22 protein-coding genes and 2 pseudogenes are annotated in these 20,241 nt (G+C 67.5%); 16 read left to right on the top strand and 8 right to left on the bottom strand.

The genetic code is table 11. From position 1 onward, the window contains the following. Positions 1–42 precede the first annotated feature (42 nt). Complete coding sequence (locus tag ACF08B_RS39080; RefSeq protein WP_392321801.1) at positions 43–471, bottom strand: DUF4357 domain-containing protein; 429 nt, start codon at positions 469–471, stop codon at positions 43–45. 145 nt (positions 472–616) lie between these two features. On the opposite strand from ACF08B_RS39080, the gene tap reads away from it, so the two are divergent. Genes tap through tpg (ACF08B_RS39065) form a run of 3 tightly spaced genes read left to right on the top strand, consistent with a single transcriptional unit; the run spans position 617 to position 3,673 of the window. After that, positions 617–2,680 carry a telomere-associated protein Tap gene (gene tap, locus ACF08B_RS39075; RefSeq protein ID WP_392321800.1) on the top strand — a complete coding sequence of 688 codons (2,064 nt, stop codon included), beginning with the start codon at positions 617–619 and terminating at the stop codon, positions 2,678–2,680. Between the two features lie 48 nt (positions 2,681–2,728). Beyond that, on the top strand, positions 2,729–3,112 hold the full coding sequence (locus ACF08B_RS39070; protein ID WP_392321799.1) for a hypothetical protein: 384 nt from the start codon (positions 2,729–2,731) through the stop codon (positions 3,110–3,112). A gap of 3 nt (positions 3,113–3,115) precedes the next feature. After that, positions 3,116–3,673: a telomere-protecting terminal protein Tpg gene (gene tpg / locus ACF08B_RS39065; protein ID WP_392321798.1), complete on the top strand. Its 558-nt coding sequence runs from the start codon at positions 3,116–3,118 to the stop codon at positions 3,671–3,673. Here the strand turns inward: tpg (ACF08B_RS39065) and ACF08B_RS39060 are convergent, their stop codons facing one another. Continuing rightward, positions 3,674–4,195 (bottom strand): hypothetical protein, encoded by a 522-nt coding sequence (locus tag ACF08B_RS39060; RefSeq protein ID WP_392321797.1) that lies wholly within the window; start codon positions 4,193–4,195, stop codon positions 3,674–3,676. Positions 4,196–4,254: 59 nt separating this feature from the next. Here ACF08B_RS39060 and ACF08B_RS39055 point away from each other — a divergent pair. From ACF08B_RS39055 to ACF08B_RS39040, 4 genes and pseudogenes are all read left to right on the top strand, one after another. After that, positions 4,255–4,419, top strand: a pseudogene (locus ACF08B_RS39055) (DnaB-like helicase C-terminal domain-containing protein); the annotation flags it as partial. A gap of 76 nt (positions 4,420–4,495) precedes the next feature. Next, positions 4,496–4,573 (top strand): annotated as a pseudogene (locus tag ACF08B_RS39050) (XRE family transcriptional regulator); the annotation flags it as partial. A gap of 370 nt (positions 4,574–4,943) precedes the next feature. Continuing rightward, entirely contained in the window at positions 4,944–5,513 is a 570-nt protein-coding gene (locus tag ACF08B_RS39045; RefSeq protein ID WP_392321796.1) for a sigma-70 family RNA polymerase sigma factor, read from the top strand. Continuing rightward, the gene (locus ACF08B_RS39040; RefSeq protein WP_392321795.1) at positions 5,510–6,595 is read left to right on the top strand and encodes a hypothetical protein; all 1,086 of its coding nucleotides are present in this window, start codon (positions 5,510–5,512) and stop codon (positions 6,593–6,595) included. Before ACF08B_RS39045 ends, ACF08B_RS39040 begins: the two co-directional genes overlap by 4 nt. A gap of 242 nt (positions 6,596–6,837) precedes the next feature. Here the strand turns inward: ACF08B_RS39040 and ACF08B_RS39035 are convergent, their stop codons facing one another. After that, positions 6,838–7,758 carry a hypothetical protein gene (locus ACF08B_RS39035; RefSeq protein ID WP_392321794.1) on the bottom strand — a complete coding sequence of 307 codons (921 nt, stop codon included), beginning with the start codon at positions 7,756–7,758 and terminating at the stop codon, positions 6,838–6,840. Between the two features lie 399 nt (positions 7,759–8,157). Here ACF08B_RS39035 and ACF08B_RS39030 point away from each other — a divergent pair, with 399 nt between their 5' ends. From ACF08B_RS39030 to ACF08B_RS39020, 3 genes are all read left to right on the top strand, one after another. Beyond that, entirely contained in the window at positions 8,158–8,463 is a 306-nt protein-coding gene (locus ACF08B_RS39030) for a hypothetical protein (protein WP_392321793.1), read from the top strand. A gap of 339 nt (positions 8,464–8,802) precedes the next feature. After that, positions 8,803–9,720, top strand: a complete 918-nt coding sequence (locus tag ACF08B_RS39025; RefSeq protein WP_392321792.1) for a hypothetical protein — start codon at positions 8,803–8,805, stop codon at positions 9,718–9,720. 763 nt (positions 9,721–10,483) lie between these two features. Next, entirely contained in the window at positions 10,484–12,130 is a 1,647-nt protein-coding gene (locus ACF08B_RS39020; RefSeq protein WP_392321791.1) for a hypothetical protein, read from the top strand. 140 nt (positions 12,131–12,270) lie between these two features. Here the strand turns inward: ACF08B_RS39020 and ACF08B_RS39015 are convergent, their stop codons facing one another. From ACF08B_RS39015 to ACF08B_RS39000, 4 genes are all read right to left on the bottom strand, one after another. Further along, on the bottom strand, positions 12,271–12,792 hold the full coding sequence (locus ACF08B_RS39015; protein WP_392321790.1) for a hypothetical protein: 522 nt from the start codon (positions 12,790–12,792) through the stop codon (positions 12,271–12,273). A gap of 1,326 nt (positions 12,793–14,118) precedes the next feature. Further along, entirely contained in the window at positions 14,119–14,538 is a 420-nt protein-coding gene (locus tag ACF08B_RS39010; protein WP_392321789.1) for a helix-turn-helix domain-containing protein, read from the bottom strand. Between the two features lie 58 nt (positions 14,539–14,596). Then, entirely contained in the window at positions 14,597–15,217 is a 621-nt protein-coding gene (locus tag ACF08B_RS39005; protein WP_392321788.1) for a hypothetical protein, read from the bottom strand. Between the two features lie 609 nt (positions 15,218–15,826). Continuing rightward, positions 15,827–16,135, bottom strand: coding sequence for a hypothetical protein (locus ACF08B_RS39000; RefSeq protein ID WP_392321787.1), 309 nt, complete (start codon positions 16,133–16,135; stop codon positions 15,827–15,829). Between the two features lie 287 nt (positions 16,136–16,422). On the opposite strand from ACF08B_RS39000, the gene tpg (ACF08B_RS38995) reads away from it, so the two are divergent. From tpg (ACF08B_RS38995) to ACF08B_RS38970, 6 genes are all read left to right on the top strand, one after another. After that, positions 16,423–16,977 carry a telomere-protecting terminal protein Tpg gene (tpg, locus tag ACF08B_RS38995; RefSeq protein ID WP_392321786.1) on the top strand — a complete coding sequence of 185 codons (555 nt, stop codon included), beginning with the start codon at positions 16,423–16,425 and terminating at the stop codon, positions 16,975–16,977. Positions 16,978–17,432: 455 nt separating this feature from the next. Next, a complete protein-coding gene (locus ACF08B_RS38990; RefSeq protein ID WP_392321785.1) occupies positions 17,433–17,624 on the top strand; it encodes a hypothetical protein in 192 nt (63 codons plus the stop codon). After that, positions 17,617–17,787 (top strand): hypothetical protein, encoded by a 171-nt coding sequence (locus ACF08B_RS38985; RefSeq protein WP_392321784.1) that lies wholly within the window; start codon positions 17,617–17,619, stop codon positions 17,785–17,787. The genes ACF08B_RS38990 and ACF08B_RS38985 overlap by 8 nt, the downstream gene beginning before the upstream one ends. Positions 17,788–17,922: 135 nt before the next feature. Then, positions 17,923–18,279, top strand: a complete 357-nt coding sequence (locus ACF08B_RS38980; protein ID WP_392321783.1) for a hypothetical protein — start codon at positions 17,923–17,925, stop codon at positions 18,277–18,279. A gap of 325 nt (positions 18,280–18,604) precedes the next feature. Beyond that, the gene (locus ACF08B_RS38975; RefSeq protein WP_392321782.1) at positions 18,605–18,814 is read left to right on the top strand and encodes a hypothetical protein; all 210 of its coding nucleotides are present in this window, start codon (positions 18,605–18,607) and stop codon (positions 18,812–18,814) included. A 95-nt stretch (positions 18,815–18,909) separates the two neighbouring features. Then, entirely contained in the window at positions 18,910–19,536 is a 627-nt protein-coding gene (locus ACF08B_RS38970) for a restriction endonuclease (protein ID WP_392321805.1), read from the top strand. A 134-nt stretch (positions 19,537–19,670) separates the two neighbouring features. Here ACF08B_RS38970 and ACF08B_RS38965 read toward each other — a convergent pair whose 3' ends face one another. Then, a complete protein-coding gene (locus tag ACF08B_RS38965; protein WP_392321781.1) occupies positions 19,671–20,054 on the bottom strand; it encodes a hypothetical protein in 384 nt (127 codons plus the stop codon). Between the last annotated feature and the right edge of the window lie 187 nt (positions 20,055–20,241).

Below are 20,241 nucleotides of genomic sequence, written 5' to 3'. Positions count from 1 at the left end.
TACGGGGTGTCCCCGGGCCGGATGGTTGGGCGGATGGGCCGGTCAGTCCTGCTGCAGCTGATCGCGCCGCAGCGCATCGAGGGTGCGGCCGTCCGCGGTGCGCCACAGGGTCCAGCCGTTCACGGTGCTGTGAGTGACCGCGCTCGCAGCCTTCGACGGCGAGGTGTAGGGCATGGGGTGGCCTTCGACGATCAGATGGCCCTCAGCCGTCACCACGGCAGTCGCCTGCCGTCCCGCCCGCCGTTGCTGAAACGACAGAACCTCACCGGGCTGCAGCAGGCCTCGCAGCAGCAGCTCGGCCAATGGTCCCTGAGGAGTCACCGCTTGCTTAGCAGCGGAGTCTCCAGAAAGTGAGGTGCCAGCCGACGGTGCGGCGTCGATGGACAGAGTGATGTGAATGGTCTCGTCTTGAGCAGCCGCAGCCAGCTTGGCCAGCAAGGACGAGTCGAAGTGAAAGCTCACCGTGGGCACTTGGGCTCCTCTCGACGTCCAGACCAGCATAGCTGCTGACGCCTCCAGTAATGGAGTCGTCAGCAGGAAAAATCCTGTACGGGTTAAATGAACGGGTTAAATCTGAGGCCAAGTCCTGCTAGCGTGGAGAGCGGAGGTAGAAGACATGGCGTCCGAGGAAGAGCTGTTCGCGAACATCGACGCGCTGCTGGCGGAGGAACCGCAGCTCCCGCCCCCGGCGGAGCGCGCCCGGCTTCGCGAGGCCGCCGGCATCACCCAGGCCCGGCTCGCGCAGGCCCTGAAGTCGACCGTGCAGACGGTCAAGAACTATGAGAACGGCCGCTCCGAGCCGAAGTCGCCGCGCCTGGAGGCGTACCAGCGGCTGCTGAAGGGGTGGGCGGCGAAGTACCCCGCCCACGGCACCCCCGCCACGCCTGTCGCCCCCGTGGCTCCGGCCGCCGCGCCGGTGGAGGCTCCCGCCACCCCGGAGCGCCCCGCCCGCCCGGCCGCCCGTCCGACGACGTCACGGCGCCCCGCAGCGAAGAAGGCGACGAAGCCCGCCGTCGACCCGCGCTTCCCACACGGCCCGCTCGCCGTGCTGGACGGCGACGGCTCCGCGTACGGTGTCGACGGGATCGTGCTGGACTGCCCGGCGACCACCGTGGTGGAGCTGGTGGAGTGGACGCTGCGCGAGTCCGGCCTCGGCGCCCCGAAGCTCAACCGCTACGGCAAGGACTCCGATCCGCTGATCGTGCTCACCGCTGCGGCCGCCGTGAAGCTCGGGCTGCCGGAGCGCCTGGAGGGCCACGAGCAGCGCCGCTCCCTGCGCCTGCCGGAGGACCACCCGGTCGTCAAGCAGGTGTTGAAGGCGAAGTGGCAGCTCACGCAGCGCGGTTTCGGCCCGTGGGCGCGGATCTACCGCAAGGCGCAGGGCCGCGAGAGGCAGTGTGTGCAGCTGGCGATCCTGTCGTGGGACGCCCTCGATGAGCGGTCCTGGCCCGGCGTGAGCGAGATGGAGTCGGCCGACATCGCCCGCGTCCTCGGGGTGTACGCCCAGCGGGTCATCACCCCGCGTGGGTCGACGGCTGTCTCGGGCCTGGAGCTGATGACGGCGCTGCGGCCGCCGACGAAGCCGGAGCGCGATGAGGAGACCGGCAACTGGGTGTCGGCCTACAACCCGGGGTCGCTGGGGACGGAGCCGATGGACCCGGCGCCGCCGGAGGCCACCGCGGAGCACCCGGTGGTCGTTCAGTCCGGCTGGACGGGCGGGTTCCTCAAAGAGGAGGCGTACCAGTGGGTGCGGTCGGTGGACTCGCTCAGCGATGAGGAGTGCATGATGCCCTTCGCGGTCGGCCTGGACCTCAACACCGCGTTCCTCGCCGCCGCGGCCCGCCTGGTCGTCGGCCTCAGCGCTCCGGACCACTTCCACGCCCCGAAGTTCAACCCGAAGATCCCCGGCTCGTGGCTGGTCGACCTGTCCCACATCGAGCTGGACCCGCGTCTGCCTTCGCCGTTCACGCCGGACGGCTCCCGTCCGACGGGCCCGGCCTGGTACCAGACGCACACCGTCGCCTACGCCCAGGAGCTCGGCTACGACGTGCACCCGATCGAGGCGTACCTGCGCCGCGAGACCGGTGCGTACCTGGACCCGTGGCACGACCGCCTCAAGAACGCCTACGTCGACACCCTCGCCGACCTCGGCATCACCAAGGACCTGGACGACCGCGCCTTCCTCGCCGCGATGGAGCAGCACAAGCAGGTCGACCCGGCCCTTGCCGCCGTCCTCGCGGCCATCAAGGCCACGGTGAAGGGCGGCGTCGGCAAGCTCCGCGAGCGTCCGCAGGGCAAGCACTATAAGGAGGGCGAGCGGTGGCCGGCCCTTCAGCGGCCGACCTGGCGCCCGGACATTAGGGCCGCCGTCATCAGCAAGGCCCGGGTCAACATGCACCGCAAGCTCAACAACATGGCGAAGATGACCGGGCTGTTCCCCCTCGCCGTCCTCTCCGACTGCGTGGTCTACCCCTCGCCGGGCGCGAGCCCGCTGGACTTCCTCCCCTACGCGGCCTCCGGCAAGCCGCAGCCGGGCGGCTTCCGCCTCGGGTCGACGCCGGGCCTGGCGAAGCTGGAAGGCGTCCAGCCGATGCTGTGGGCGGTGGAGCTGATGGAGAAGGGCCTCAACCCGGCCCGCCACATTAAGGGCGGTGACGCCGTCCTCGAGGACGGTGAGTAACTTCCCACCTCGCCTGCCCTACCCGACTCCATACGAAGGACCGCACCGATGACCTCCACCAACAGCGTCCGCCCTCGATGGGCACTGCCTACCCGCCCGCCGGGCCACGACCCGATCCTGTTCGCCCGGGCGATGCGCGACATGCGCCTGACCTGGCGCGCCCGCGGTGTCCTGGCCGAACTCGCCACCGGATACCCCGACGACGACCAACCCCTGATGCACCAACTGTCTTCGCTGACCCGCGAGGAGCGGCTGGCCGCCGAAGGCCGAGAGGCGTTCCGCAAGGCCGTCGCAGAACTGCGCACGCTGGGCTACCTCAAGCCCGAGAGCGATGGGGTTGCCGAGCGCTTGGCCGTGAACCTCGACGCGGCCAAAGATGCCCGCCTCGTTCACGACCGGTTCCACCGCGATGCCGATTACGACGGCAGGTGAGCCGTGAAAGAGATCGAGGACGCGATCGAGCGTGCCGACCGCGAGGCATTCACCAAGGAGCCGCCCAAGACTCTCAAGGGCCAGATCGGCTACCTGATCCGGCAGCTCGGCAGCGCGAAGGCCGTCGCGCAGGAGATCGGCGTCACCGCCGACTCCGTCAACCGCTACCGCCGCGGCGCCCGCAAGCACGCCCGCGATGACGTCGCCGCGAAGATCGATAACGCCGTACGGAAGCGGTGGCAGCCGCTGGTGCGCAAGCGCCGGCAGAAGCAGGCCGCCACCACCGGCGGGATCACGGTGGAGACCCGGGCCCGGTTCGGCTACACCGCGCCGGTCGGCACGACCGACGACGGACGGTTCCGGCGACTCACCGTGCACCTCCCCCCGGAGTACGCACGGCGCCTCTTCGACGCCCGCGACGCGGGGGTCAGCGACCAGCAGATGCGCGGAATCATCGCCGAAGGTTTTAAGGAAGTGTATTTCCAGGACGGCGGCGGTCGCGCTATGGGACTGTCGGACGTGGAAATCAACGACATCGACTACCTCGATCTGGATTACTGACTAGGAGCGAATACGTGACGGCTGAATTTCTGTGACTGAGCCGAAGAAAGGTGCGCGGGCTTTGGTGTACCAGTCCGGGACGTGGCCGTCGGCCGGGGCCACGATGCGGAGAATCAGTGGAAGCATGTCCGGCACCGCGTTGGAGGCAACGGCACGGATCTCGTCCAGGATCCGAGCGAATTGGACGGAACCGACGGGCGCGTTCCAGACGCGCGGCAGCTCGAAGGGATAGTCCTCCAGACCGTAGTGTCGGTGCACCACCCGCAGGTCGAAGGCGATTTCTGCCTGGTCGTCGAGCCCGTCGACCGGGCGCACCACGAACGAGAACTCCACTGCGGCCTTGCCGTCCTGATCCGGCGAGGTGAACAGCGCGCCGCGTTGATGTCCCCACTGGGGCATCAGCATCGGCAGCAGGCGCGTCGCGTCACTCGGCTCGGGCTGCGACTCGTAGTAGAGGAACTTGCCCTGGAGCATCCCGTTGACCACGCCCCACAGGTCCGTGAAAAGAGCGTTGAGCTCCACGACGACTGGTCAAGAGAGTTCCGGCGCTACAGAGCCAGCTGCGCGGCCTCGCGCGACGCAGCACGATCTCCCGGCACCTGAAGCTGCTGGCCAAGGACCTGCGTGGGCCGGTCATCGCCCTCTCGCAGCTCAACCGCGGCTCCGAACAGCACGAGAACAAGCGGCCGGTGGTGTCCGACTTGCGCGAGTCAGGTGCGATCGAGAACGACGCGGCCATGGTGATCCCTCGTCGGACGGGCTGATCGGCCGCCAGGACTGGTCGCTGATGGCCTGGACCGTGCCGTGCAGAAGGTCCGCCCGATGCCGAAGTCCGCAGGTGCGCAGATGCGTTACCTGGTCCGCCAGCTCAAGGGCAGCCGCCAGGTCGCTGAGCTGCTGGTGGACGCTGGTCGGGGGAGCGTCGAAAAAATCTTGGCTATTAGGTTCACGCTGAGGACGTCTATCGCCTCTTAACTCTGACGAGCTCATCGCGGGTGCGTCGTAGGGAGGAGGCTCGCGTGGACTGGGCCACGTTCGTGATCGGTACCGCATCGCTGGTTATAGCCAAGGTAAGCGGGCTACTTGCCCTGTGGCTCCGCCTGCGGTGGCGTGAGCGGCATGAACTTGCACGTCAGAGCTGTTTGGCGGATGTAGCGAAGACCGTTGCGGCAGGTGGCCGCCTTGAGTTCACCACGCGCTCGGGAGATGGACACCACCTGACGATGCGGGTCGATCGTGGGCCCGTGGCTGACGCGGGGAGGGAGGCTGCGTGAGCGATGACAACCTGGCCCGTCCCGCGGAATTACCCGCTTCGCACAATGCTACAAGACGTGGTTCGACTCCCCCAAAAGGGAAAGATGAGGAATTTTCCGCCTTTTATCGCGAGACGGTGCGAATGCTGATTGGCTTCCTAATCAACCAGGGAGCCTCCCTAGCTGACGCGTCTGACATATCACAGACTGCGATGGCCTCCGCGTATCAACGGTGGAGCGAGATTAATAATCATCGATCCTGGGTGTTTACGGTTGCTGCTCGAGCTCTAGTCAGGAAAATCGCTGATGTGCGCGAGGATCCAGTCGATGAGATACCTGAACCGACCTCCCTTACGCCACGCCCCGATGCTGTGATCGAATGGGAATGTCAACATTATGCTTTGAGTGTCATCAGGAATTTGCCTGCCCGGCAACGGCAGGTCCTCGCTTGGACCCTTAGTGACTTCACGCCGGTGGAGATTGCTGAGCAACTGGGCATGAGCCCCGAAGCAGTAAGAGCAAGCCTTAAAAAGGCCCGGCGCGCTGCGACCGCACGCATCCGCGAGTGGGAGGAAGGGGAACGATGAACCGGAATACACCTCCCGGTGGAACGTCAAAGGCGAAGCTCAACCAGGCGCATGACAGGCTCCTGGCGTCGCTGGACTCAGTTATCGATGTAGAAGCAGGCCTGCGAGAAATCCTACTTCAAGCCGACAACGAAATCGTGACGCAAAGTCTCAGCTCAGTCATCGACGTGGAAGCAGGCCTGCGAGAAATCCTGCCCGCAACACGTGTCGAGCTGCGCCAGAACCCCGAAGCCGTTGCGCCGCAGTCGGCCAACGGTGTCGATAAAATCAAGGCGGAAATATCCCCTGCAGCACGAATGATGCTGCGCGCCAACCCTAGCTTCACCAAGCTCATCGCTGGTCAGCACCAAATGGAGGTGGCCGAAGAGAACTGCCGAGGCCTAAGCGATACCGTGCAACGCCTACATGATGCACTGTTTGGCGGGCGGAGCATGAAGCTCGCGGTAGCAGTTGACTGCTCGGTTGTCTTCATCAGCACAGCCGAGAACATGCTCATCACGCTACGTGAGATTGCTGAAATGGTTCCCAGGGTGTTTGATGAAACTGAGGAGCAGCTCGAAGAGATGGTGAAATTCGGCAGAGAGCTCGGACTAGCCATTGATCGAGCAAGCAATATCAACCGTGAGCAGCAAAGGGTGCGCAGGGATAGCAGCTCCCGCGGTCGACAGACTGCACGAGAGTTGACCCGAGACCTTGCCCGAGCACAGAAAGAGGTTGAGTACAGAGCGCGCGGCCTCGATCGTATCGTGCCAACTTACGCGATGATGCTCGCCGAAACGAAGTTCCGACACTTCGTGAAGAATGAGGCGCAAAACTTTCTGCACGCGCCGAGGTTCCCAGTATTGACTTTCTCAGAATGGCGTGAGTTTTTGGATGATTTCACAGCAGCAGACCTGCGCAGCGCTCTGCTAGTGGGAGTTGACTTGGCTGGGGTTCGCTGGACCTTGCGTCACACCCTGTGGCCCCAAGAGATTGACGTTGAAGACCTTCTAATGCGCTCTTTGGAGATTCCTGAGGGTAGCGGAGTATTTGTGGTTCGATCTGGCACAGCAAGGACCCGGAAATTCGCAAGCGCGACATAAGAGACGCGGGCGTTGAGAGCCGGCGACCGGTTTTTCCTGTGCAGTGGTGAAGGGCCCACTGATGTTCGACGGTCGGGCGGCGGGCCGTCTGCTGATGACGAAATGGGCGGCGAGCTGAGCGAGGACGTGCCCGGGGCTGAGGCCGGCCCCGGCCGCGGGCTTGCAGTCGGTGGTCTGTGCGGGCAGCCACACCTGTGCACGCAGTTCGGCCTTCGCGCCCTGATGCTCGCCCCATGCCTGTATCAGGTCAGGCACTGATGCCTCCATACGGGCCCGAGAGTTGAGCGGGTCTGCACGCGGTTATGCAAGAGGAGAGGTTGTGACAGCCGGCGGCAGGGCGGCTTCCGCAGCCTATCGCCGGGGTCGGCATCCAGCGTGGTTCTTGATGGCGTGCATGATGGCTTCTGCCAGCTGATCGGGGTGCGCCAGTGGGCTGCGCACAAGCAACCCGTCTTGGTTGTGCCACGTCTTGCTTCCGTCAAGGGTCTCAAGTGCGTCGCTGTCGCACAACAGGTCCACCCCATGTCTGCGAGGTCGAAGTAGTACAGCTCGCCGTCGACGTGAATGCGGATGTGGCAGCCGCAGGGGTCCTCGCTGGCGCCTTGGTTGTGGCCGATGTCGGGTGTGTGGAGCCGGGCGCACGGCCCCAGGGCCTTGGCGACGGCCACCATGGTGCCGTGCACGTCGGAGGCGGGACGGTACAGGCCAGGCGCCGCATCCAGGACGCTGATGGCCGGCAGCAGCACGCCCAGGTGACCCTCGACTTCGTCGGCCACGGTTTCCAGACGGTCCAGGGCGTCTCCCGGAGTCTCGTCATCCACGCTGATGAATGCGCCAGTGGGACCGGGCTGAGCGAAGTCGCCACGAGCGGCCACTTCTTTCACAGCCGCAGACAGGGCACGCAAGTTGGTCACGGCGGCGGCCATGCTCGCGTGCAGCGCTGACGCGACAACGGCCGCCTCCTGCGGCGTGTAGAGCGCCCAGACGTGCCCCAGCGCCTTCTCCAGGCCCTCGCCGGCTTCGGCCATCGCGCAGGCCAGGGCAAGCGTGTCAACGGGCTCGGTTGCATCGTTTCCGACCTGCCCGATCTCGCCGGCCACATCGCCCATGTAGGAGGCGTTCTGCGCGGACCAACCGCTGTGGACGGAAGAAGTGTTCGGCACGTACCCACCTCAGCAAAGGGAAGCCATCGACCGCTGATGCGGTTGACCTAGGCACCCTAGCGACGCCAGGGCCCAATAGGTTTCGGTGCGCGGGCGTGCCGCCCGCCTAGCAGCCCTGTTCGACACCCAGCAAGCGGGGCCAGCGAGCAGCAACTGTGTGGCACCCTGCGCACCCAGTAGGAGGGGATCCGTCCATGCCCGCATCGACGGCCACCCGGCGCGCCTACCGTGAGGTGACGACCCGCCGGGAGGACCAGATGAGCGCGCAGCCCGACCACGCACACCCGTCACGCCGTACACCCCCGCGCCCGAGGCGCCGGCCGAACTCCTTGCCCAGCTGCGCGCCGACCGGCGCGCGGACACCTGGGTGCCGGCCTTCGAGCGGGTGATGAGGCCACGGTGCGCGCGGTGGTCCGCCAGGCCGTCCGTGACCTCCGCACCGCGCCGCCCCCGCCACCCGCCGTCCCGTCGGCGGACCCGACCGTCGCCGCGCTGCGCCGCGTTGTCGACGAACTCGCCGCCAGCACCCACGTCATCGGCGAGCTGATGCTCGAAGTCGCGCCGGCCTACCTGTCCGACACCGATGCGGCCGACGTCCTCGCCCTGCTCTGTGAGGAGATCGGTGAGCCCCTCGAGCACGGCCTCGCCGCCCGCCGCTACGCGATCTCCGGTGACCGCCGTGCCCTGCACGGCACCGTCCTCTGACCGCCGCCGCTCGCGGACACCCGGCTCCCGCTTTGAGTCACACACCCTGTTCTCCCTGGTGGACGTGGGGTGCTGTGAGGTTGTCAGGCGTACGACCCGGGCCGCCGCAATCACCGCATCCCGCGACCGCGACATGATCCGGCACGACGATTGACCGTCAGACCCTGCATCGGGTGCGCTACTCTGCCGCCTGCGGCAGCACGCGCCTGCCAGACTCCCGGCCGGAAGCACCCACGCGCCCCGGGACGAGGACAAGGGTCACCGACTCGCGCGATCACCTGACTTGATCATGATGGCCGGGCTACGGCATGGGCGTGGGCATGCCGTGGTAGGAACGTCGTGACCAAGGACAAGAAGCGGAAAGCTGAGATCCGCGCCGCCCAGCAGAGCACCGACCGCCGGTACACCCAGCTCGCCCGTGAAATGGCCGCAGCACCGGCCCGCACCACCCGAACCTTTCTCCTCTCCGAGCTGCTGAACGAGTGCGCCACCCTTCCGCCCGCGGACGTCGACTGGGGCTATGACGACGAGTACGCGCCGGCCGTTTTCCAGTCCCAGGTACTCGGCGAAGCCATCCCCTACGGCACCGTGCTCGAACTGGCAGGCTCCCTTGCCCGGGAAGGGCACAAGGCACGGATCACCGTGGAGTCCATGGACCCGCTGGAGACGGCGTTCGTGGTGTGCAACGAACGCCGCTTCCGGCTCATCATCACCCAAGACCGGGCCGACGAGCTGTGCCGGACACCTGGCTGCCGGCACTCGCCCACCTCGTGGGCCTTCAGCCGATGCGACAGCCACCTCGCCGACTGCGACGCCCAGACCCTGGCACGCATGGCCAGCGACTGGGGGCACGCCCGAAACGAAGAACTCGACCGCGACCCAACCCGTCTCGGCGGCAGCCCCGAGGCGGACCTGCTCATTAAGGCCGCCGTCGCCAACGGCGCCTTCGAACCGGTCAGCAGGTCCCTGCTGCACATGTGCTTCGAGGACCCTGACGTCATCGACGAAGTCTTCTGGAACGAGACGGACGCCCTCGCCATGCGGTACGGGCTCGAACGGGAGCGGCTGCGCCTCTACGAGGTGGCACGGAAGGAGGCACTTCGTATCCGCGCCAAGGTCGGCTCCTGCGCGACGTGCAACGGACCTTTCCCGAACCCGAGCCTGCGAGCGTGGGACCGCGGCATTCCGCCTCAGTTCTGTTCGAAGGACTGCCTCACACCGTCCACTCCTGGACCAGGGGATCACCTCTGGAGCTAGCGGGCTGCGGACATGCGTGAGGCGAGGGCCTGCGGCAGGGACCTGGTGCTGCTCCTGGTGGTGGCCGTCGGATGACAGCAGGGCAGTGTCGTGGGTGCAGCGCAGCATTTACATGCGCCCGCGTAGCACAAGGGTGCCGCACGGGTCGGCAGCCGGCCCCGGGATGGTGCAGCGGATGGCGCCGGTTTGTTCTGCTGCTCCAGAACGATCCGGTGTAGTCAGTGCTACCGGCCGCGCTGCGGTCCCGGCCGGGGAAGACGACGGCGCCCTCCCGGTCGGCGGGCGCCGTGACGGTGCGAGGGTGCGGCGGCGATTCAGCCGGCTAGCCGGAGGTTGGGCCGGACCTCGGGGGCGAGGACATCCGCCACGCCTCCGTCGGCCAGCTCTCCCTCACGTACTGGGTGAACCGGCCCCTGCTCCGCCTGTCGGTCCTGACCATCGCCTGGCTCGGATAGCCCCGGTGCAGGCGCTCGACCCCGGCATGTAGCGGCCAGGGAGGGGACGTCGCCAGCGTGACGGGAACGCGGTCCGCACCGTAGTAGCCGACACCGAACCCGTTGATCCAGGACGAAACGGATTGCCGGAATTCCTTATGATCACCCGGCATCTGTTGGATTGTCAGTGCCTGGCTCTACCTTCGAAGGGAAGTCCTCCCAAGCGAAGGCGGTGCACGTTGGCGAACGGCGTCTGGCACGAGGAACTCCAGCAAGTCCTCGCACTCGACAAGGACGACCTCGGTCTCCCCCGCGACAGCAGACACCTCGTGCCCGACCTGATCGACGCGCTGCTCCGCCCGATCGCCGAACGCGACCGGTTCCTGCTGCAGTGCGTCGAAAGCCAGGCGGGCCGCGTGTGCAAGGCAGAGGAGAACGGCGTGCAGAGCCGTTTCATGTACGTCCGGAAGCATCGCGGACCCGATGGCCTGGTGCGTTTGCGGGCGGCGCACCTGCCCACGTCCCACGAGATGACGCCGGAGGAGAGCGACCGGCACAAGGCCATGAAGGAGTTCGTGGCCCGGACCTGTGACGCGGCCGGCATCCGGTACGACGTGGAGAAGGCGACCAAGTTCCGAACGTCCCGGCCGGACGTGACCGTCATCGGCGATGGAGGGCTGAACCTGGGATGCGAGGCGCAGTACTACAACGCCAGCTCCGGGACGGTCCTGCGCCGGTCCCGAGCACACGCCAGCGCCGGGCTCACCGCCAACTGGATCACCGACAACGACAAGTTCCACCTCGTCGACCGAGCGAACTGGATGCTGACCCGGCCGGCAACGTGGCGGCAGATCAGCAATGCCACCGATCTTCCCCTGATGGGCGGGTACCGCGTCCTCGTCGAGTGGGCCTGCACAGCGGCGGCTGAGCGTCCATGCCCCGACGGCCTGGCGAAGACCGGCTGCGGCCGGGTGCACCTGCAGTGGGACACCCCCCGGCGGCTGGACGACGAAGGTACGGGCTGGACCGGGGAAGCCGGAAACACCCGGGGCGTCACCGTCGGCCAGACGCTGATCGGCGCGGCCACCGGAACCGTGGTGCCGCTCTTCATCCCCTCACAACGCAGCCCGCGGGCTGGGACATACATGTGGGTGCCTGCCCGGGACCGGGCCACGTGGTCCGGGTACCGGCCGATCGAAGAGCCGCCGGCCGAGGGAGTCGTCGAACCTGGCGACGCGATCCACTTCTCCGGTGAGGAGGCGGAGCTGTCCTGCCGATTCGGAGAGGAAAAGTGGACGCCATGCGCACCGCTGCCCCGACGCGGCCTCGCGCAGCTCTCCATCACCGTCGACAGGCCCCAGCCTCCCGTGCACCCAGCCGCGGCGGAGCTCGCGCCGCAGTGTGCCCCGCCGGTCCTCCGCCAGCCGCAGCCTGGGGAAGGCGAGACCGAGGTTCTTCGGCGTGACCAGGCGGCGCAGCCCGCCGTCCCGCCCTTGGCTGCAGAGCCGGTCCGTGCTCCCGCTGTACAGGACCGGCAAGCCCCTCAGGACGCGCCCGGTACAGGCGCGTCGAACACCGAACCGGATTCGAACACGCGTATCGTTTCGGTCATGGCTGAGACGTCCTTTCCCAGCGACCTGCTCGCCGCCCGGACCCGCCTGAACCAGGCCACCGCGGAGCTGTCGGCGCTGCTGCGGTCCCTGCCTTGGTCGGTGGAACCCGCGGAGGGCTGGCCCGGCATCGAACACCCTCATACCGGCGAGGTCACCGGAGGCCGGGAGCCCAGCCCGGGATGGACCAACGAGCAGAAGGACGCGGTCACCCGGCTGCGCCAGGAGCGCCTCAAACTGTCCGCAACCATCGTCACCCACTCGTACTGGGATGCCTTCCAGGGCGAGGACGTGGTCAGGGAACGGATGCGACTCAAGGCCGCCTCCCGCCCGATGACCACAGCGGGCCTGAGCCCGGCCGCCTGAGCCGCACGGCGCCGGGCACGCCCTATATCCACCCATCCCCGGGAAGGGGAGCGCCACAACCGCGATCCGTCGGCGACCCTGGCGAGGGCGGCACTTCATGCCCGTGACCCGCAGCTGCCCGGTAAGGCAGCGCCAGGGGATCAATCAGGCTCGGAGGCGAGGGAGTTGAAGGTATCCCGCATGAGCAGGTCGGTGGCGCCGGGCTGTTCGACCACACTGTCGAAGAGATCGGCGAGCAGCCAGAGCACGAAGTTGTGCACCAGGGCCTCCGCCGGCGGGATCGCTCCGAACTGGTCACGCCAGGCCACGGTGTCCATGCCCATGGCCGCAGCCATGAGAACGCCGGTGACCATCGGCACTTGTGCGGGGTCGGCCAGTTCGAAGTTGGGCAGCTTGCGGATCACGGCTGGGATCAGATCGCTGATCGGATCGAGGCGGTTTTCCTCTGCGCCGTCCTGCTGGCCGACGATGTGCGCGGTCAGCGCGCCCACCAGGAACACAGCGCCCCGGGACACCTCCTCGCGACCATAGGTGTCCATCACGGCTTGGACACGCTCCTGCGCCTGCCAGCGCTCCGCCTCTGACGTGCGCTTTTCTAAGATCCGGCACCAGTCCCATGCCGCACGGACCGCCTCGTCCGCTAGTACACCGTCATTGGTCATGTGCCGACCGTAGTGAGTCGGCGGACCGTAGTGGCGGTACTCGCATGAACCGCAGTCCTGGGCCCTGCACGGCTCGCCGGGTTCCGGCCAGAGTGCCGGTCGGGTCGGAGGCCGCAGAGTTTCCGGACACCAGGCCTGTGAGACCTGTGAGACTCACAGCCCAAGATGAGGCCACGGTGCGCGCCGTGGTCCGCCAGGCCGTCCGCGACGTCCGCACCGCCCCGTCCCCGCCGCCCGCCGAACCGCCGGCGGACCCGACCGTCGCCGCGCTCCGAGCGCAGCATTTGCATGCCGAAGAGGTCGTGGGAAGCCGCCGAGAGCCTGAGTCACGATGAGACGCGCCGGACGGGCAAGTGAATCACCGGCGCAGATGGCTGGAACAGCGCGCTGAAAGCGTCCATGAGGGACTCTGGTACGTGGCTGGGGCGCTCCGGGGTGCTGTTTCGCCGGCGGAAGCGGCTGCGGCGGCTGCCTTGACGGAACAACTCCAACTCCCGTCGGCGGTAATCCCATGCGCTGGGAGAGAGTCGGCGTAAGACGTGACCAGGCATCGGCTGGTGCTGGCCAGCAGCCGGAGTCGTTGTCGACACCCGCGGGGTATCGCGGATACCAAGGAAAGCTTTGACGGCTTCGCGCTGTGCCATAGCGAAGTCGAGATGGGGGAAGTACTCGCTTCGTGGGCTGGATGACGGCGAGATCGCGCGGCAGTTCGTGAGCGCGCAAGCCTCGGTGCCCCTGTAGTGGGACGCGCTGGGGATAGCCATGCCCGTGTGACAGCGCCTCCTTGACGGTGCGCTTCTGTACGCAGCGCTTCGAGGCGGGCGCGCGGTTGCCCAGTGGAGCCGATCTTCACGTACGTCACAGCACCAGTGATCGCGAGCACATAGACGTGTCCGGTGCCTTCCAGCGCCTGTCTGGGCACCTGGTGCGCCCTGAAAAAGTGCAGTAACCAGCCGCGCGGATCGTTGTGTACCAGTTCGAGCATGTCCCACCCCTTGGTCTCGGCTGCAACAGTGAATCGAAGGGGTCTGACAGCAGGTGCTGACCTGACGTTTTCCTCGCGTGGCGAGGATGAGTGGCGTCGGCATCCTGCGGTTTGTTCTGCTCCTCTAGAACAAACCGGTTCACCTGGTGCTACCGGCGTCCTGCTACTCGCAGTGGCTGGCGTTTGTTCTGCTCTCCCAGAACAAGCCGGTTTACGTAGTGCTACCGGCTTGATCGCGGGCGGGCATGAAGAAGGCGCCGCACCCGGAGGTGCAGCGCCTGTGTGTCTTCGCTGGGCCAGGAGCCCGCTGGAGGGCCGTTCAGGGTCCTCGGTGGGGTTATTCAACCGGTGGCGGCGAGATTGGCCACCTGGGCGGCGAACCGGGCCCGTCGCTGCTCGGTGAAGCTTTCGGGGTCGGCGGCCTTGATCTCGGGCACCGACATGACGGGGGAGGAGACCGCACCGCCGGTCAGCAGCGGGTGGAGCTGGTAGCGGCCGTCCTCGAGGCCCCAGGCGAGTCCGCACTCGCGCAGCTCCTTGAAACCGCGGTTCACGGTCGGCTTGCTCGCGCCCAGCTCGCGCGCCATCTCGTTCTGGCTGATCTCGGCGGTGCCGGTCTCCGGGTCGCTGAGGTACAGCAGCTGGTCCAGAACGCGGCGGCCGGCGGTGGAGACGTCGACGAGGGCCAGGAGGCGCAGGACATTACGAGTGATCGTGACGGGTGCCTCGGTGGGAGGGCTGGGGACGTAAGAGCTACTCACGGAGCCTCACCACTTCCGATTAGGTCGAGACGTTGTATCGAGGATATGCCGCGCGCGGTCATGCGCTCGCCTTGCGTACGGGCCGACGCTGCCGCAGCGTGACGACCTTCTCCTTGCGGCGGGCCGACTCGGCGGCCTTCTTCTCCGCCTCGCGGATCTGGCGCCACTCGGTGGGATAGTCGGAGTGCGGGATGATGCAGGCCGGGCCCTCCGCGCTGTTCCACAGCGCCTGCCACTTCTCCTGCTCGCCGGAGGTGCCGGCCACCGTGAGCCACGGGTTCAGCTGGAGGATCCCGCGCTTGGCGGTGCGCATCCAGCCGATGTGCGCGAAGAACTGCGACGCCTCGTTCACCGAGGCCGCCGACAGGTTGCACCGGGCCTGGAGGTCACGCTGGTTCGTCTTCACGAAGCCGCGGGCAGCAGCCCGCAGGTTGTCGTCAGCGCGGTTGGCGTTCTGCAGCGACACAAGCTTGCACCAGACCTGGAACCAGGAGCCGGGCATCTTGAGACTACCGAGGACGTCCATCAGCAGCCGGGCGTCCAGCACGTAGCCTCTGCACTCAGCGCTCGCGGCGAACTCGCGGCCCTTGATCTTCTCGACGCCCAGGATCAAGCCGCCCTTGCCGTCCGGCCGCGCGACAACGCGCTCGCCGGGGCGGACGATCGGCAGCTGTTCCATCAGCGCAGCCCTCCAGAGATGATCAACGTTTCGGGAAGCACGGTAGCACTAGGTAAACCGGCTTGTTCTGGAGACGCAGAACGAACGCCACCCCACAGTTGCCTGACGGGTTGTCATCTCTGAAGGGTTTTTGTTCTGGATATCCAGAACACCCGGGACGCGTTTGTTCTGGAACCCCAGAACAAACGGTTTCGCATCACCGCAGGTCAGGACCGGTTTCAGAGCAGAACGCTCTTATGTGTCACTAGAGCCCGGCTGCCACACGCACCCCCACCGACATCGGCGCGCGGTGCGCGGCACAAGCAGCTGGCAGCAGCGGGCGTGTCGCCGTCGACAACCACCGGATCGGGGAGGCCGGCCTCAGCGGCTGAGCTCGCTCAGCGCGCGGCACTGCGCCCCGGTGCGGGTCGCTCAGAGCAGTAGCGGGTCTGAGCGTCGGGTGGTCAGGGCTGTGACGCTCTCAAACACGGAAGCGTGGCTGGTGCCGGTGGGCGGTTCCGCCGCCCGGCCCCGGGGGGCCGTTCGGCTCAGGTACCTCCGTACGTCGAATTTCGACGCTCGCATATCGGGGCTTCCGTTCTGTGGCTGAGCAATTGACGGCCGCGAATTTCAACTGCTGCGCGGTAGTTTGTCGCCGGGGATTGGGGTAGTGCGGCCATAACGCGCGTTCAGGCCCTGCACGACGTCTTGGCTGCCGACTGGCTCGACCATCGCCTGCGCAGTACCTCCTTCGACGTCCCCTTCCTGGTCGGGTGGTTCCCGCACCACCAACCGTGAGCAGGCCGTTGCCGGGGTCTCCCGTAGCCTGAAGATCGCTCCGTCATGCTCGACTGCCCCGACATCGCCCTGCCCCAGCTCGATGACGATGGCCTCATGCGCGATTTGCGGGCGATCAAGAACGACGCGCGTTGTGATCAATTGAGCGACGCGATGCGGACGACAAGGAATCGGTGCGGGCCGGCGAGGTCGACCTCGTCATCGAGGAGAATAGGCTCGGGCCCACCGCCTGCGTGACCGTCGCCGCCCAGCTCCACTACAGCCGATTCGTGGACATGTCCCAGACCTGACCACCCCGGCGCCCCCGCGGAGCGTCCTGAGCGCCCCTCTCGCGGCCGATCACCTGGCCCGGCGTCATATTCCCCCGCCGGGCAGGCTGATCGACCGCGAGAGGGGCCTACAGCAGATCTTGAAAGGATGTCCCTCCCATGGGTCTGGTCTCCGAGGGCCTGGACCGCGCCGCGCAGAAGGCGTTCACCCGCCCGATCCCGAAGTCCGCGGGTGCGCAGATGCGTTACCTGGTCAAGCAGCTCAAGGGCACCCGGGCGGTGGCCGAGCTGCTCGGCGTCTCCCAGCGCACCGTGGAGCGCTACGTGAAGGACCAGATCCGCCGGCCCCGCGCGGACCTCGCCGGGCGCCTGGCCGACGCGGTCCGCGCCCGCTGGCAGCCCCGCATCCGCGAGCAGGCCCGCCGCCAGGCGGCCACCAGTACCGGTCTGATGATCGACACCCGGGCCCGGTTCGGGTTCACCGCCGCGCCCGGCACCACCGACGACGCCCGCCTGCGTCACCTCACCCTCGCCCTGCCCCCACACCTCGCCGCCCGCCTCTTCGACGCCCAAGCCGTCGGCGCCACCGAACAGCAGCTGCGCACCATCACCGCCGAAGCGTTGGGCGAGGTCTACTTCCGTGACAGCGGCCGCCGCGCCCACGGCCTCGAGGTCGAGCTGACCGACGTCGAGCAGCTCGACTTCGAGCTGTAGGTGCGGCGCCTGGCGCACGGCTTGTAGGCGTATCAACCGTGTGGTGGCTCGGTGCGCGGCTAGCCTCCACTTCGGATTATCCGCTTCGGAGAGGCGTAGTCGGTGCGATCTCCTCTCACGCTGGGCGCTGAAACCCCGCGTTGGGGTGACGTAGGCCGGGCACAGGGCGGGCAAGGTGCACTCGTGTATGCATCGCCCATCAGTCGCCGGCACACCTATCCGGAGGCGGCAAGAGTCCTTCGCGTCAACGAGACGTGGCTCCGTCGGCACATCAGGAAGCTGCCCCACACCAAGCTCGGCCGGACTGTGTACTTCACCGACCCGGACCTTGAGCGGATCGACAGCCTTTTCCATCACGAGCCGGCCGCAGGCCGGTTCCCCCTTAAAGCAGACCGGTCGTACAGCACCCGCGTTTTGGTTCCGCTGGCGAGCCGGCGTAGCGCCCGAGAAGCGCTGTGAACCGCGAGGAGCGTCGCGCCATCCTCGGCGACGACGTGATCGAGCGCATCCATCGACGCGTCGCCGCCGCACCCGAGCCCAGCGACGAACTCGTCCAACAACTGCGGCGAATCATGACCGCCCACTGCCGCCCACTGCCCACCCCAACACCAGAACTGCCCGGTGAGGAGCCATGCAACGATGAATGACAACCACTTCTCCCTAGCCGAGGCCGACGCGCTCTTCGGGCCCGAGGCAATCGAGCGCATCAAACGCGAGGTGGCTGCTGCGCCCCGGTTCACGCCGGAGCAGTGCGAGAAGTTCCGTGCCCTGTTTGCCACTGTCCTGCATCAGCGACCTGAGCAAGGGTGACGCTGCCCAGACGAATGTTGTGCGTGGGGTGGAACGCCGTCGTGATCGACTGCCAGGACGGCCCTGTCGACCACCGGCGAGTGATCTTGCTTGGCCAGCCGTGACGACCGGCGCGCGATCGCAGATTGGCTGGGCATGATCCGACGACTCCTCAAAGCGGCGGCCGCCACGGCCGCCGTCCTCGCTACCCTCACCGCAGCCGCCCCTGCCTCGCAGGCACACGCGATGGCCACGGCCCGTCCCAAAGCCTGCAACACGGACGGCGCGGCCGCTCAGCTCCACACCACCGGCCCGGTGCATCTGAGGGCTGGCCGCGGCACCGGGCACCGCTCCCTGACCGTGCTGGCGATGGGCACCGACTTCTACGCCGAGTGCTGGGGCGTCACCGCGCGGGATGTGTGGTGGGCGTACGGCGTGGTGGAGTCCGGGGCCCGCAACGGGCGCCGTGGCTGGGTGAGCGGCGACCATCTCGCCACCGGCTACCAGCACTGACCATGACGCACGGGCTTGTCCATGCGGGGCCGGGCTGGGCACGCCCAGCCCCACAACGCGAAGACTAGCCGCTGTGCCGTCCAGCGCCGGCAGAGCAGAGGCCCGCTACACCGTGGATGGACGTAGGCCACCACATGCCTGGGTAGCCAGCTGCACGTCATCTGCTGGTCTGTCGCACGGTATTCGGCCAGGTCCGATGGGTTTGTGCCATTCGTCGGCAACCTGCCGTCAACGTCACCGGGGCGCCAGTACACAAGAACGCTGGAGCGGTGTTGTGGCCGCCCTGTGTGGTGATGGCTGGGGTCGGTGGGGGAGGTCTGGACGGTTGCTGACCATCAACGTGGCGCTGCTGCTCGCGGTCATCGTGTTCTTCCGGCTGCGGCGCCGTACGGAGTCCCGTAGCCGCACGGACGAGAAGATGACCGTGGTCATCGTCCTGGCCCTGGGCATTCTGATCGCCCCCACACCGGCCGGTCAGGGGATTCTCCATTTTGTGGAGCAGCTGGCGGGCGGCATCACGCAGGCCAGCCGGTGACCCGCCGCCCACGCAAGGGACGGCCGACAGCGCCCCGCCGGCCACCAGGGCGGCGCCGCACCCGCAGGACCAGCAGGCGGCGCGCCGACGACCGGCTGGCCGGCCTGCTGCTGGCTGCGGTGGTGGCCATCGCCGTGGTGGTGACGGTCGTCAACTGGCTGCTGGCGCACTGGTGGATCCTGCTCGCCCTCGGTGTGCTCGCGGTGCTGGCGGGCGGCGGGTGGCTGTACCGGAGGCAGCAGCAGGCGCGGTGGGAGGCGGTCCGCACGCAGGGCCTGCGCTACGCACTGCCCGACCTGGATGCCTTGCACCATGCCCGGTTCGAGGATGCGGTGCGGGATCTGATGCGTCGTGACGGCTGCCCGGACGCGGTCCGTGTCGGCGGCAGCGGGGACCTGGGCGCGGACGTGAAAGCGACCGATCCCTACGGGCGGCGCTGGGTGATCCAGTGCAAACACCGCCGCAACGGACTCGCCGGCTCAGCGGTCGGCACGCCCGACCTGCAGATCCTCAACGGCACCGCCCGGCAGGTCCACGGTGCTGACGTCGCCGTCATCGTGACCAACGGCCGCGTCACCAAGCCCGCTGAGGCCTTCGCCAAACAGCAGCGCCTGCATGTGGTGGACCGCCAGACACTCGGAGCTTGGGCATCCGGTTCGCGACCGTTGTGGGAGCTCTTGCGGGCCGTGCCGCCGCCGCGCAAGCCCACTGCCCTCTCCTGATGTCCGGCCCGGCGTACCTGACCTGAGATTTCCACCGCCAGCTACGCCGTACGCCTGTCACCAGGACGCGGCTCCTCGGTACACGGGTTTCCGGACTGCCGAGTCAGCGCCAATCCGCAGTCCGAGCGGGGCGCCTACGGGGTCGGTAAGTGACCGCTGATGCTTGCCGGAGCGGTCGGGTGGTGGCTCGGGGTATTTGCCGCACCGGAGCCTGCGCCGTTCAGCAGGGCCAGCAGCAGGAGTATGAGCAGCAGGACGCCTCCACCGCCGGCCGCCGCTGCCACGGGGCCGCTGATCTGCCGGTGGTGCCCGCGGACCACGGTTCCGTCGGCGCGGCGGTACGTGCGCACCCACACCGTTTGGCCGGCCGTGGTCGGCTGGGGCCGGGTGGTGGCCGTGCTCACCCGGCGAGGGGCTGCGGTCGGACGAGTTGTCCGGCGGGCGGCCGGACGGGTGCGACGGTGGTGCGGGCGGACGTAGGTGCCGTCCGAGCGGCGATGACCGCGAACGTAAGTCATGGAGGGTCCCTTGGGAGGTCGGGGGAGAGGCCCGTGTGGGCGTGCCTACGAAGGTAAGACCCGGCACTGACAAGGAATCGAACCAACTACGCCTCATGCAGGCGTAGTTGAAAGCAAATGTCGTAGGGGCCCGCGCAGGCGTCGGCCCTCGGCTTCCGTGCCAGCCGTACCATGACCAGCGTGGATG

The organism is Streptomyces sp. NPDC015139, assembly GCF_043079785.1.
GTDB lineage: Bacteria > Actinomycetota > Actinomycetes > Streptomycetales > Streptomycetaceae > Streptomyces > Streptomyces albidocamelliae.
Note: the sequence above shows the minus strand (reverse complement) of the source record. Positions and strands in the feature narration are given on the sequence as shown.

Coding starts and splice junctions, on each gene's coding strand:
- tap (WP_392321800.1), top strand. CDS start 617: ATGGCGTCCGAGGAAGAGCTGTTCGCGAACATCGACGCGCTGCTGGCG.
- ACF08B_RS39070 (WP_392321799.1), top strand. CDS start 2,729: ATGACCTCCACCAACAGCGTCCGCCCTCGATGGGCACTGCCTACCCGC.
- ACF08B_RS39040 (WP_392321795.1), top strand. CDS start 5,510: ATGAACCGGAATACACCTCCCGGTGGAACGTCAAAGGCGAAGCTCAAC.
- ACF08B_RS39015 (WP_392321790.1), bottom strand. CDS start 12,792: ATGACCAATGACGGTGTACTAGCGGACGAGGCGGTCCGTGCGGCATGG.
- ACF08B_RS39005 (WP_392321788.1), bottom strand. CDS start 15,217: ATGGAACAGCTGCCGATCGTCCGCCCCGGCGAGCGCGTTGTCGCGCGG.
- tpg (WP_392321786.1), top strand. CDS start 16,423: ATGGGTCTGGTCTCCGAGGGCCTGGACCGCGCCGCGCAGAAGGCGTTC.
- ACF08B_RS38985 (WP_392321784.1), top strand. CDS start 17,617: ATGAATGACAACCACTTCTCCCTAGCCGAGGCCGACGCGCTCTTCGGG.
- ACF08B_RS38980 (WP_392321783.1), top strand. CDS start 17,923: ATGATCCGACGACTCCTCAAAGCGGCGGCCGCCACGGCCGCCGTCCTC.
- ACF08B_RS38965 (WP_392321781.1), bottom strand. CDS start 20,054: ATGACTTACGTTCGCGGTCATCGCCGCTCGGACGGCACCTACGTCCGC.